We start from the raw sequence: 13,380 nt of genomic DNA on the forward strand, positions 1-13,380 counted from the left end.
TAGTCTTAAAGACTAAAGGGAACGGACTCTACAGTGTTTAAAGAATTCTCTCAAACAGATATCAATACTCTTTGGCCAAGGTTGTTGGCTGAGCTCGGTAAATTACAAGCTAACTTCATCAACGGGGAAGATATCTTGTTGCCTTTATGCAGGATACTAGCCGAGGTGAGTCAGTCACAAGCTGTATTGATCATACCGAAAGACTCACTTGATTCAGATGATATGCCATCGTCAGCAACCTGCTGGTGTCGAGACCCTGTCAGGTATCTCACACTCTGGAAGGAGGCTAAAGCTTGGCCTTTTTCTAATCAGGAGCCTATGGTGCACCGTTGGCAGTCGTTTGTTATATGGCCGGCCAAACAGGTGAATATTCAGATATATTTCCACTCCTCTAGTGACCAATGGTTATCGTTTCTTTTAGGCTCAAGCGATCTCTTATCGGACATCATTATGGGAATGCTGGTTCAACAAACTGTTGAGTGGCAGCAGAAGGCAAAGGAGAGAGTTATTCATGCTGTAGATAGTGAGATGTTTCAGTCGATTGTTAGCAACAGTGAAGATCTGATCTTGGTGGCTAGTCGCTCTCCCTTTGGTGTAGCCAGTATCATGTATGCCAATGCCGCAGCAACAAGCATTACTCATTACCCGCGTAGTCAACTCATTGGCAAGCCTATTACTTTGCTCTTTAAAGAGGAGAACGCTCAATTTAAAGGAGCTCCTACTGAGGAGAGTGAGTTACTTACTGCAATTAACTCTCGCAGTGAGTTTGATGGCGAGCTTATCTGTACTAAGGCTGATAATGATACTGCACTATTACATATGCACTTAGTGGCTTTAGAGGAGCGAAATGAACACGGCAGCCTGTTTGCATTAGTTGGCCGAGATATTACTGAGCATAAGCAACTGCAGAACATTATGGCTCGAACGCAAAAAATGCAGGCAATAGGGCAGCTGGTGGGCGGAATTGCACATGACTTTAATAACATCCTTGGCGTACTGAGAGGTAACCTTGAACTCATGGAGCTTAAGTCTAGTGAGGATAAAATTGCTCGTTACCTTACTACCGCTTTTAAAGCCTGTAAAAGAGGCACAGATCTGACTCGCCGCTTACTACAGTTTTCCCGCCAGGAGCAATTCAGTGCCAAGTTATATCAAGTTAACGATGTTATCAGTGGGATTGAGGAGCTAATCGGCAAGTCATTGACGACTCAGGTCACACTTCTACTCGAACCTGAAGATGGCGTGGAGGAGATATTAGTCGATCGAGGCGATCTTGAAGATGCGCTATTAAATCTTGTGCTAAATGCAAAGGATGCAATGGGCGGGGAGGGCAAGATCATTATTCGCAGTGGTAGAGAGCAACTTGCCGGATTTCTTCCAGGGTTAACAGGTCGCCCTATGGTGGTGGCTGGGGAGTATATTACTGTGTCTGTTCTCGATACCGGGACTGGAATCCCATCTCATCTACTTGAAAAGATCTTCGATCCATTTTTTACCACAAAAGATAAGAGTAATGGGACAGGTTTGGGCTTATCTATGGTTTATGGATTTGTTAAGCGATCTAATGGCTATATGAGTGTTATCAAGACTGACAGGTCAGGGACTGAGTTTAGGCTCTGGTTTCCTGTTTCTAAAAGTGAAGTAAAAGATGAGCTTATTGATGAAAAAAAGCATATTGCACCTAAGGTTTCTCAAAGATTAAAAGTACTTATCGTTGATGATGAAGAGGACCTTTTGAATGTTTTAAAGGATTACTGCGAAATTTTAGGCATGGATGTCGAAGCATATAGCGACCCTCTGCTAGTTAAAGAGAAGTATAGGGATGGATTGAATGGTATTGAGCTATTGATCACTGATGTATTGATGCCGGGGGGAATTAATGGCTATGAGTTGGCTAAGGATATTTGTGCCAAAGAGGATATCTCTGTGCTGCTTATTTCAGGGTTTATTGGTGATATAGGGATCAATAGTAACGAAGAGATGCCCTACAAAGTATTACACAAACCTTTTGCAATAGAGGGCCTAGTCGCAGCGTTGCAGCAAGTTGGCGTTAATTTTTCAAATAATGATTTAGGTTAGATTTATCAAGTTAACAAGGATGTTCTAAATGGTGAAGTTTTTCATCGACAAGAAAGGCATAGATATCGTGATTATCTGTAAAAATAACTTAGTAATAGGTCACATCGATTTACGTTTAAGAGGGATTTTGTAATGGATCAGATTTTAGTTTGGATAGTGGATGACGATAAAGATTACTGCGAGCTGATTCAGGAGGTACTTGCTGATGATTATCAAGTTTCAGTATTCCACGAAGCAGGAGAGTATCGCAGGGCCTTAGCTGAGCATACACCTGACTTAGTGTTAATGGATATTAACTTACCTGATGTGAGTGGTATTGAGTTATGCAGTGAGTTAACTGAGTCGGGTAAAGATTGTGCCGTGATCTTTGTTTCAGGTATGAATACCTTAGAGGAGAGGTTGAGGGCATATGAAGTCAGTGCTGTTGATTTTATTGCTAAACCATTTGAATTGAAAGAGTTGCTGGCTAAGGTACAAGCGGTGGCTTCCTATCAAGCTAAGAAACGTACTTTAGTGCAGGCTGAATCTATGTCCAGAAACATGGCATTTCAGTCTATGACTGAGTCATCGCAATATGGCGCAGTGCTGCAGTTTTTTAGACAGTGTTTTCTCTGCCAAGATTATCAGAGTCTTGCCGATGCATTTTTCGATTTGATGCAGCAGCTTAATCTCAATACCTGTTTAGAGATTCGAGATAACGAAGTGCACTATTTTGCACCTCAAAATGCAGATATCTCTCCTATAGAAGCAAATATTTTAGAGTTACTAGATAAACATGGTCGTCTCTATGATTTCGGTAGTCGCACTATCTGTAATGATAAACACGTGTCCTTCCTGATTAAAAATATGCCAATGGATGACGAAGTGCTTTATGGCAGGCTAAGGGATGTTATTGCTGTCATTGTCGAGGGCTTAGAGGCGAGAGTGATGGATATTAGGCGTCAACAAACACTGCAGCATGTCTTTATGGAGATACAAAGTTTGCTTGGCAATATAAGTGGTGCGATTTTAGAACATGATGAGAAGTTCAGTGCGGCGCTAACCGGTATGACTACAGAGATAAGAACCAGTTTCCATGTGTTAGATATGACTGAGGAGCAGGAGGAGTACTTTGCTTCTTTAGTTGAGCGGAATTTAAAAGAAGCTAACTCAGCAGGAGATGCTTTTTATCGATTACAGGGCTCACTCAATACCGTTAAAAACGTCGTTGAATCGAGTGTGCAACAGTAAGGTTTTGTCATTAGCTTATTGATTTATACTATTTAAATAGTGCTTGTTTAGTTGATCTTAATCAGAACACCGTAATAAGGGTCTTTGATATATTGGGTAATATTTCATCTGTTTACTAATATTGTATATATAAGGGTGCTCGGGATATGGAGACAACTATGCTTGCTAGGCTGAACAAAGATCATCGGCATATTGCAATTTTACTTAACATTTTGAAGGTCAAATATAGACGGCTTGCAGATGGTGAAGCGATCAACTTTAACCTTATTAGGGATGTTGTTGAGTATATGCAAAGTTATGCTGAGCATAGCCATCATCCTTTAGAAGACTTGATATACAGTTATTACTTGAAGAAACTTGCTATGACTGAGCCTGACGATAAGTTAGCTCAACAACATCAAGAATTGATTGAAGCATCGGCATCTTTGATGTCTTCATTGAATCTTATCTTAAGTGATGTCGTCGTTTCAAAGGAGCAACTTGTGCTGGATCTGAAGTCATATGTCTCTTTACAGCAGGAGCACATGTATTATGAGGATTCAGTCGTCTTTCCTCAATGGGCAAAAGTGATTGATGATACTGACTGGCGTGAAATTCAGGCGCTTTGTACCTTAAAGCTTATCGATGACCCGCTCTTTAGTGATAATGATAATGTACTCTTTGAAGAGCTTAGGGAGTATATCTCTAAGGATGAGTAGCTGTTCTTAGTTTGAGACTGGAGCTTGGAGGTTCTTGAGGGCTAAGAGAATTAGTTATTGGTCAAAATGTATTTTAGTAAGGAAGAGGGCTGTATACCGCTTACTTATAAGAAGTTATTACAAGCAGGCCAGACACAAAGTAAATTTCTATCCTTGACCTCCAGGATAGAGGGAATGCCATGAAGAAGTCTGGAGCATCTATGGCCCTTGGGTACTATATATAAAAAGCGACATAACTTTTTATTACAAGAAGGCCAGACACAAAGTAAATTTCTATCCATCCTTGGGAAATTTACATCAGTGTTCCAGACACAAAAAAGAGCGCTATTAGCGCTCTTTTTTTATGATGTCATTTACATCAGGAGGTTATCAAGCTCGCAATCGAAACTGCTATCGATATCCTGTAGCTCTTTAAGTAAACGGTGCTTCTCTTTAAGTGCCTCTATTTCACGCCACTTACGCTTCTTGTTGGAGCTTCTCGAGCGACTTGGTCTTTCTACGACGGTGTCTAACGCACTACCATAATCTAAACGATTCATGGCAACCTCCTGTTATTGTATTTTTGTTCAACAATTAAATACCACACTTTTAAAATAGTCTGCAAGAGAAATGTTTCATTAGTGTTAACGTGAGGTGAAGTTTTTATGGCGGAATGAGCCTGTTTTTTACTCTAACTATAAAGAATCTTTGCTAAAATCAGTTTTATGAACTACAGAATAAAAAAAAGCCAGTGTAAACTGGCTTTTTTAAAGATGAGCTTATTTTATAAACTAAATTGATTGTTGCCTAAAGAGATTGATCAATCCATTACTAGAACTGTCTAGCTCAGTGGCATCTTTATCAGCATTGAGTCTGGAAAGTACATCGTTTCCTAGGTTTTTACCTAGCTCAACTCCCCACTGATCGAAAGAGTTAATATCCCAGATAGCGCCCTGAACAAAGGTTCTGTGCTCATAAAGTGCTATGAGTGAGCCTAATGTTGCTGGGGTCAGTTTATCCATAAGTATTGTGTTACTTGGTTTATTTCCTGCCATCTCTTTATGCTTGGCAATCAGCTCTTTTTCACTTTGTGATAGTGAGCTGCCCTCTAACTCTGCAATAGCCTCTTCAAATGAGCGGCCCTGCATCAGTGCTTGGGTCTGACCAAAACAGTTAGAAGCAAGCTGAGCATGATGTTCTCCAAGAGGATTGTGACTCTTTAGAGGCATGATGAAATCAGCAGGGATGAGTGCTGTTCCTTGATGCAGCAGCTGGTGGTACGCATGCTGACCATTGGTACCTTCACCGCCCCAGATCACTGGACCTGTGCTGAAATCAACCTGTTCACCAGCTAAGGTCACCGATTTACCATTACTTTCCATATCTAGTTGTTGGAAGTAAGCAGGCAGACCTCTGAGGTAGTGATCGTAGGTCAGTACAACATGGGACTGAGCTTGATAGAAATTACCGTAGAGGAGTGAAAATAGCCCCATTAGTACAGGCATATTCTCCGATAACGGGGTATTAGCAAAATGCTGATCCATCTCATGAGCACCGTTAAGCATCTCACGAAAGTTATCCATACCAATCATTAGGGCAATAGGCAGCCCGATTGCAGACCATAAAGAGTATCGACCACCAACCCAATCCCACATAGGGAAAATGTTCTTAGCATCTATGCCAAACTCAGTGGCTTTAGCAACATTTGATGTTACAGCGACAAAGTGACTTGCAATATCTGCTTGTGCGCCGCCTTGATTGATAAACCAATCTTTAGCACTTAGGGTATTGGTTAACGTTTCTTGAGTCCCGAATGACTTTGAAGACATGATAAACAGAGTCGACTCAGCGTTAAGGTGTTTCAGCTTCTCCGTAATCGAAGTTGCGTCAACATTACCGACAAAGTGACAGTTAATCTCTTTGTTCCAGTAAGGCCTTAAAGCTTGTGAAGCTATTTTAGGTCCAAGAAATGAGCCGCCAATACCGATACTGACGATGTTAGAGATAGGCTTGCCTGTATAACCTTTCCACTCACCTGAAGTGACAGACTCGATGAATGTTTCCATCTGCTGCTGAGTTTGCTGTACTTCTTGTACTATATCCTCACCATCGAGCATGATTTTCTGATCAGGCTTTGCTCTTAGAGCGGTATGAAGTACAGCACGCTGTTCTGTGGTGTTAATGATATCACCGGCAAACATGGCTTTAATCTTTGACTCTAAACCCGTCTCTTCTGCTAATTTGAATAGCAGTGATAGTGTCTCTTCAGTGGCTCTATTTTTTGAGTAATCCAAAAACAGACCACAAGCTTGAGTCGACATCTTGTCAAACCTTTGCTTGTCAGCCGCAAAAAGCGTTCTCATATGAGGCAGGCTTTCACTGTGAGATTTCAGCTCATTCCAAATTCGACTCTGAGTTAGCTCAGTCATTCGGTCTTACTCCTTTAAGAGGCTAGTTTCTCTTTTAGCATGACTTCAAGCTTACCTTGATCGATAGCGAAGTTTCTGATCCCTTCAGCAAGCTTTTCAACTGCCATTGCATCTTCATTAAATTCCCAGCGGAACTCACTCTCTGTAAGAGGTTGAGGCGCTTTTTCGATTGTCTTAGCTGGAGTTAGCATGCGTGTAACTTGCGTTTGAGAGTTAGCCATCTCTTCAAGTAATGCAGGGCCAATCGTTAAACGGTCACAGCCTGCTAGCTCGATGATCTCACCTGTGTTACGGAAGCTTGCACCCATAACAACGGTCTTAAAATCGTGCTGCTTGTAGTAGTTATAGATCTCAGTGACAGAGACAACACCTGGATCTTCACTGGCGCTATAATCAAGGCCTGTGTCTTTTTTGTACCAATCAAGAATTCGACCGACAAATGGAGAGATAAGGTAAACACCAGCTTCTGCGCAAGCGCGTGCTTGTGCAAAACTGAACAACAAGGTTAAGTTACAGTTTATGCCTTCTTGCTCAAGCTGTTTAGCCGCGCAGATCCCTTCCCAAGTAGAAGCTAGCTTTATCAGGATTCGAGATTTATCAATTCCAGCTTCTTTATATAAGGCTATTAGCTTATGTGCCTTTTTGATTGAGCCGGCTTGGTCGAAAGAGAGTCTAGCGTCGACTTCAGTAGAGATACGACCAGGCACTATTTTTAAGATCTCTACACCAATATTTACCGCTAGCTTGTCACCTGCGTCTTCTACCTGTTGCTCAATTACATCACTTTGTGACTTAGCCCAAGTGATGGCGTTTTTAATCAGGTGAGCGTAATCTGGAATTTGAGCTGCTTTTAAAATCAGTGATGGATTGGTGGTCGCATCTTCAGGGTGATAGCGCTTGATGGCTTCAATGTCACCAGTATCGGCTACGATGGTAGTAAAAGATTTTAATTGTTCGAGAGTGTTAGCCATAAAAATTACATCCTTCTTAAGAAGCAGCTTAAGGTTTGTGATTGCTTGGGAGTATTAGAAGCGATCTTGATGATATTTCCAACCATAAATGAAAAAAAATTACAGGAAAGTTGTAAAATATCAGTAAAAGCACCATTAAAATGTTAGAACACCCAATAATCTAGCTAGAAATAGGTAGAGAAGAGTATAGCTTGTAAGTTGAGTTTGGATACAGATAAAAAAAATCGCTGCATTATAGGCAACGATTTTTTGTACTGGGTTATGGAGCGCTTATTTAATCAAGGCTTCCTTTTTTACACCTGTGACATGTGCTTCAATTCGACGGTTGGCCTTGTTAGCTTCGGCTGTTCTGCCTTCGATAACAGGTTGAGTGATACCGAACCCTTTAGCTTCTACGCGAGATTGGTCAATACCGTATTTTTCTATCAAAATTTTAGCCACAGCTTGAGCGCGCTTATCTGACAAGGTCATGTTGTAATCAGCCTTACCAACATCAGAGGCATGGCCTGAGATCAACACGGTAGACTTAGGTTTTTTGTTCATATAGGCCGCGAGCTTTTCAATACGCTGGTAAGATTCACTTTTGACCTTTGATGAATCGTTAGCGAACTGAATAGAGCCAACATCTCTTTGCTCTGCTGTCTCTATATAAATCGTGCAGCCCTTAGAGTCAACCTTATGAGTCTTTGGCGTATCGGGGCACTTATCTAAGTCATCTGTAACGCCATCATTGTCAGAGTCAATTGCTGCAACGGCAAGTGGAGTTGCTGCTTGTGCTGGTGTACCGAAGCGGTAGCTAAGTTCAAGTCCCCAGTAGTTACTCTCCATCTCAAATGAGTTTAATTTATCTTCATCTAAATTTTCATATCGACGATATTTAGCCTGAAGTTTGAGGTTCTCTGTGATGTTGTAACCGACACCCGCGCCAACATAGGGAGCGACGCCACTGTCGCTATAGTACTCACTGCCCCACTGCTTGTTGTTAGACAACGTGTAGTTCATGGCGCCCATCTCTGTCGAGATACTCCAGCGTTCGGCTAATGGCCAAAAGCCTACTACGCCTAGGCTTACACCCGTTACACCAACATCATTCATTTTATTGGCATAATCGACCCATTCAGCACGGCCAAGATCGCGATAACCCAGTTCAACACCAAAATAGTCGTTGAAGAGGTAGCCACCGAATACATCCCATGCGTAGGGATCGTCTTCACCGCAGACTTTCATGGTTTTCATGTCGCAGTTTGGCTCGTAATTATTTACGCCAAGTCCACCACCGACATACCAAGGAGTAAGTTCTTGTGCTGCGTTTGCAGCGAAAGGGAGCATTGATGTAAGCAAAATAGCTTTAAGTGTATTGTTCATCATTTCCAAATCCTTTGAGTTTTTGTCATTCCCCTATGCTGCTCTATTTTTATATAAAGCACTGCCAGCACTTTAAAAGGGGATTCCTTTGGTTTTGTCGCTGACGGCGATATTATCAATTGTTTTTGGTTGGTTTTCTAGCTTTGATGTGAGTGTATGTGGTTTTTTTATGGTCTATATGTAAGTGATAAGTAATGAGCTGGGGAGGGGGACTCTGTTTAGCTGTTTATTCACGCTAATTAGTTTAGAACAAAAACACTCAAAAAAAAGCACGCGTTGAGCGTGCTTTTTTGTTTTAGATTGATGGAGTTGGTGTTATCGAGTCCAAACCCAGTTTTCTAAGCTGATAGGATCAACGCCGTTAGCCTTAATATAATTTCTGTGCTCAACTAATCGCTGTAGCATATCGGTAGTAATTGAAACATGCTGAGTCTCATCTATTACACCTTGCTGGAATAGTTTATAAGCCATGTCGATCACTAAATGGTAGCGAGAGGTACCATTACGCACGCCCATATCAAATGGTGTTGTGGTTGAACCTTCCTCTTCGTAACCTTTAATTCTAAAGCGATCACTACCTTTATAATCAAAGACTAACTTTTTGATCGTGTTAGGGTAACCATGGTAGTTGAAGATAACGCCTTTATTTTCGGTGAAGATCTCATCCATCAACCAAGGCTTGCTTTGGAAGTCTAAGCTACCTAAGCCACTGCTAGTCAGTTCTGTGACACTCACAAAACGGATGCGAACTCTTGGTAGTAACTCTCTGATAACCACTAGCGCCGCCATCGCTTCTTGTGTGACATAATCACCACAACCAACAAGTACAACATCTGGGTTGTCATCGGATGCAAAGTCCCAAACCATAACACCATCTTTTGCTTGTTTGCGGGCTTCATCAAGGGTAAGCCACTGAGGCAGATCCTTCTTACCTGCAACTATAATGTTAAGTTTATCGCGGTCTTCATATGCACGCTCTGTATAAACTAAGGTGCTGTTACCATCGGCTGGAAGGTAAGCTGAAATAATCTTAGGGTGCTTCTCTAGCATTGCGCCCAAGAAAGATGGGTTCTGATGCGAGTAGCCGTTATGATCTTGGCGCTCTAACAGAGATGATAGGACGACATTACATGACGGTACGGGCTTGCGGAAGTGCACCCCTTGGCTCGCATAGACATATTTACAGTATTGGTCAGCCATTGATGACACAACTTGTGAGAAAGCCTCATAAGTTGGGAACATGGCATGACGACCTGTAACTGTGTAACCATGCATCATGCCAAATAATAGGTTTTCAGATAGCAGCTCGATGACACGGCCGTCACGAGCCATATCTTGATCCCACTCTTCAATTGGCCATTGCCAAGCACGATCTGTCTCTTCAAATACGGCTTGAAGCTGGTTTGAGTAGGTTTCATCTGGGCTAAAGATACGTAGATTACGTTGTTCGCGGTTAAGCTTCATCGCATCGCGCATCCACTCGCCCATCTTGTACATAGATAATCCACGAGCACCGCGAGGTGTTTCAGGACCATAAGCGAGCTTTTGTAAGTCTGGTTGCTCTAGAGCTCGAACGACTTCACCGCCATAACTAAGGTGTTGCTGACCGCAAGTAAGCTCTTTAGGTGGTAGAAGTGATTGGATCTCTTCATCAAATATAAGCTCACCTTTATCGTTGATCTGATAAAGCTCGTTGAATTTGTAACTTGCTAACCAGCTATCAAGCGCATCAAGGTGGCCTTTGTCAGTAGCACACTTGTTGACAATAACCTGGTGAGACTCACAGTTACCTTCGAGTTTCTTACCATTATATGTAGTTGTTCCAGTCCAGCCTTTAGCAGTACGCATTAGGATAACTGGCCAGCGAGGTCTGACGACATCTTCACCGCTTCTGGCTCTTGTTTGGATCTCTTTGATCATCTCATAGGACAGATCCATGGCATTCGCCATCTGAACGTAGATATCCTCTTCAAGTTCATCATCGACAATGATTGGATGGTAGCCTAGGCCGCGAAACTCAAGGTCTAATTCTTCATGGCTCATACGTCCCATTCGAGTAGGACCTGAAATTTTATAACCATTGATATGTACGATAGGGAGTACTGCACCATTGGTTGCAGGGTCTACTAAACGGTTTGCATACCAAGATGCCGCTAAAGGTCCGGTTTCTGACTCTCCGTCACCGACTAAGCAAGCTGCAATAAGATCTGGGTTATCTAATACGGCTCCCCATGCAACTGATAATGAATAACCTAGCTCACCACCTTCTAGAATTTGTCCAGGGGCTTCAGGGTTTGCATGTGAAGGGTAACCATATGCTGCTGAAAACTTCTGACAGATATCTGTGATCCCATCTTCATTGTACGGAATGATATCTGGATAGTAATGGCTCAGTGAGCCTTCCATAAATAGGTTTGCTTGAACAGCTGGGAAACCGTGACCTGGGCCGACCAGATATACAAATGAGCGTTGGTTTTTGACGATTAGGCGGTTGACGTTAGCATAAACAAAGTTGATACCGGGGCAAGTTCCCCAGTGACCTAATAGACGTGGCTTAATATCTTGATGTGAAAGCGGACGTTTATGTAGCACGTTTTGCTTTAAGTAAATTTGTGAAGTCGCCAGAAAGTTGGTGGCTCTTACAAACTTCTTTAGTGCGCTGATCTCTTGCTGTTGTGACATAAATAACCCCATTTATAGTTAGCAAAAAGTTAATCAAAGCTGATGTGAAATACTATATTTGTAATTTTATTACAAAAATGTGTTCTATATCTTAGTTTTGTAAAGTCATAACATCTCAATTTTGTTGCGGTCACTAGGTGAAATAGTTGTTGAATCAGTTGCTACCGTAACTTAGTTTTGTTTTTAGGTGTGATTGCAGTGTTATGTAAATGATTAATTGTGATCTGGCTCACATGGGTTGTTTTTAATGGTATGCTATTTTGCCGCAGCGAAAATTGGTGAGCGTGATGTAATAAATTCACGAAAGGAAAATTCTAAAAGAAAAATTCACCATTTTTATCGAACAGATGGAAGGAACTTAAACAAGACAGTTTTGCTTAGAGGCTAATAACCACTTCGCCACTGTCATGGGGATAGATATAAAAATATGTTTGAATCTTTTGTAAGTACCATTGAGTTGGTGATTAACAAGTTAAATGGCTTACTGTGGGGCAGCGTACTTATGTATGTACTTGTCGCTGCAGGTGTCTTCTTTACACTACGTTTAGCCTTTATTCAGTTCCGCCTATTTGGCCATGGCGCCAAGCTTGTCATCCAAGGCCGAGAGAAAGTTGATGGTATCTCATCATTTCAAGTTTTCTGTACCTCTATGGCTGCACGAGTCGGCACAGGTAACATGGCCGGTGTCGCAGTAGCGATTACTGTCGGTGGTGCTGGCGCAATCTTCTGGATGTGGCTCATTGCACTTCTTGGTATGGCGACAGCTTTTGTTGAATCAACACTGGCTCAAGTTTATAAAGTAAAAGACAGTGAAGGCCAATACCGTGGTGGCCCAGCTTACTATATGGAGCAAGGGCTAGGTAAACGCTGGATGGGGGTTATCTTCTCTATTCTGCTTATCATAGCTTTTGGTTTTGCATTTAATGCAGCCCAAGCTAATACCATGACTGATGCGCTTAACAATGCATTTGGTTTCGATAAGACGATTGTCGGTCTCGTTATCATGCTCGCTTCTGCTTATATCATCTGTGGTGGTTTAAAGAAGGTGGCTCGTGCTTCTGAGCTGATTGTTCCTGTAATGGCTGTAGCCTACCTTGCTATTGCAATGGTGGTATTGGTCATCAATATCGATCAAGTCCCAGCAGCGCTTAGCTTAATAGTTAAGAGTGCGTTTGGTTGGGAAGAAGCTGCAGGTGGCGCAATGGGCGCTATGATGGCTGGTATCGCTCGTGGACTATTCTCGAATGAAGCTGGTATGGGTAGTGCTGCAAATATTGCTGCCTCTGCGACACCAAATCCTAACCACCCAGCCTCGCAAGGTTTTGTGCAGATGATAGGTGTATTTGTTGATACCTTAGTGATCTGTAGTGCATCCGCTGCAATTATCTTGCTTTCTGGTGTATTAGATAACCCAGGCGAACAAGGTGGTATTGGTCTTTTACAGTTGGCACTGACTAACGAACTAGGTGGCTGGGCTGCATACTTTATTGCTTTTGCTATTATCCTATTCTGCTTCTCTTCAATTATTGCTAACTATAGCTATGCTGAAAGCAACATCATGTTCTTAACCAAGAGCAAGAAAGTGTTGTTCATTTTCCGTGGTCTAGTTTTAGCCATGGTTATGGCAGGTTCAGTGGCTTCACTTCAGCTTGTCTGGAACTTTGCCGATGTATCCATGGGGCTTATGGCTCTTGTGAACATTGCAGCAATCACCATGCTGTCGAAAGTGGCATTTGCAGTCATTAAAGATTATGAAAAGCAGATGAAGCAAGGAAAGACGCCAACATTCGACCCGAAACAATTTCCTGAAATTGAAGGTGTTGAGCAAGGTGAATGGTCAACGGCTAAAATGGCTGACAAGGCATAACTATTCTTGAACTGATTCGATAAATTGAATTAGCTTTATCTAAAAAACCACGCTAAATAGCGTGGTTTTTTTATGTTGGG

9 protein-coding genes are annotated in these 13,380 nt (G+C 42.1%); 4 read left to right on the plus strand and 5 right to left on the minus strand.

The window, feature by feature from the left end; all coding sequences use genetic code 11:
- Window positions 1-33 precede the first annotated feature (33 nt).
- From BM736_RS01370 to BM736_RS01380, 3 genes are all read left to right on the plus strand, one after another.
- Window positions 34-2,079, plus strand: a complete 2,046-nt coding sequence (locus BM736_RS01370; protein WP_076407782.1) for an ATP-binding protein — start codon at window positions 34-36, stop codon at window positions 2,077-2,079.
- Window positions 2,080-2,211: 132 nt separating this feature from the next.
- Window positions 2,212-3,309, plus strand: coding sequence for a response regulator transcription factor (locus BM736_RS01375; protein WP_076407784.1), 1,098 nt, complete (start codon window positions 2,212-2,214; stop codon window positions 3,307-3,309).
- Between the two features lie 146 nt (window positions 3,310-3,455).
- Window positions 3,456-4,007, plus strand: a complete 552-nt coding sequence (locus BM736_RS01380) for a hemerythrin domain-containing protein (protein WP_179079000.1) — start codon at window positions 3,456-3,458, stop codon at window positions 4,005-4,007.
- Window positions 4,008-4,360: 353 nt separating this feature from the next.
- On the opposite strand, the gene BM736_RS01385 is transcribed toward BM736_RS01380, so the two are convergent.
- From BM736_RS01385 to BM736_RS01405, 5 genes are all read right to left on the minus strand, one after another.
- On the minus strand, window positions 4,361-4,546 hold the full coding sequence (locus BM736_RS01385; RefSeq protein ID WP_076407788.1) for a DUF3545 family protein: 186 nt from the start codon (window positions 4,544-4,546) through the stop codon (window positions 4,361-4,363).
- A 231-nt stretch (window positions 4,547-4,777) separates the two neighbouring features.
- Window positions 4,778-6,415, minus strand: a complete 1,638-nt coding sequence (gene pgi, locus BM736_RS01390) for a glucose-6-phosphate isomerase (RefSeq protein WP_076407790.1) — start codon at window positions 6,413-6,415, stop codon at window positions 4,778-4,780.
- A gap of 14 nt (window positions 6,416-6,429) precedes the next feature.
- A complete protein-coding gene (gene tal, locus BM736_RS01395; RefSeq protein ID WP_076407792.1) occupies window positions 6,430-7,386 on the minus strand; it encodes a transaldolase in 957 nt (318 codons plus the stop codon).
- A 270-nt stretch (window positions 7,387-7,656) separates the two neighbouring features.
- Entirely contained in the window at window positions 7,657-8,754 is a 1,098-nt protein-coding gene (locus BM736_RS01400) for an OmpA family protein (protein WP_076407794.1), read from the minus strand.
- Window positions 8,755-9,066: 312 nt separating this feature from the next.
- The gene (locus BM736_RS01405) at window positions 9,067-11,433 is read right to left on the minus strand and encodes a phosphoketolase family protein (RefSeq protein WP_076407796.1); all 2,367 of its coding nucleotides are present in this window, start codon (window positions 11,431-11,433) and stop codon (window positions 9,067-9,069) included.
- A gap of 427 nt (window positions 11,434-11,860) precedes the next feature.
- Here BM736_RS01405 and BM736_RS01410 point away from each other — a divergent pair, with 427 nt between their 5' ends.
- Entirely contained in the window at window positions 11,861-13,300 is a 1,440-nt protein-coding gene (locus BM736_RS01410; RefSeq protein WP_076407798.1) for a sodium:alanine symporter family protein, read from the plus strand.
- Window positions 13,301-13,380: the final 80 nt, after the last annotated feature.

Source organism: Shewanella sp. UCD-KL12 (assembly GCF_001957125.1).
Taxonomy (GTDB): domain Bacteria; phylum Pseudomonadota; class Gammaproteobacteria; order Enterobacterales; family Shewanellaceae; genus Shewanella.

Excerpts from the sequence above, each read along its gene's own strand:
- BM736_RS01385 (WP_076407788.1), bottom strand. The coding sequence starts at position 4,546 with ATGAATCGTTTAGATTATGGTAGTGCGTTAGACACCGTCGTAGAAAGA.
- pgi (WP_076407790.1), bottom strand. The coding sequence starts at position 6,415 with ATGACTGAGCTAACTCAGAGTCGAATTTGGAATGAGCTGAAATCTCAC.
- BM736_RS01380 (WP_179079000.1), top strand. The coding sequence starts at position 3,456 with ATGGAGACAACTATGCTTGCTAGGCTGAACAAAGATCATCGGCATATT.
- tal (WP_076407792.1), bottom strand. The coding sequence starts at position 7,386 with ATGGCTAACACTCTCGAACAATTAAAATCTTTTACTACCATCGTAGCC.
- BM736_RS01375 (WP_076407784.1), top strand. The coding sequence starts at position 2,212 with ATGGATCAGATTTTAGTTTGGATAGTGGATGACGATAAAGATTACTGC.
- BM736_RS01410 (WP_076407798.1), top strand. The coding sequence starts at position 11,861 with ATGTTTGAATCTTTTGTAAGTACCATTGAGTTGGTGATTAACAAGTTA.
- BM736_RS01400 (WP_076407794.1), bottom strand. The coding sequence starts at position 8,754 with ATGATGAACAATACACTTAAAGCTATTTTGCTTACATCAATGCTCCCT.
- BM736_RS01405 (WP_076407796.1), bottom strand. The coding sequence starts at position 11,433 with ATGTCACAACAGCAAGAGATCAGCGCACTAAAGAAGTTTGTAAGAGCC.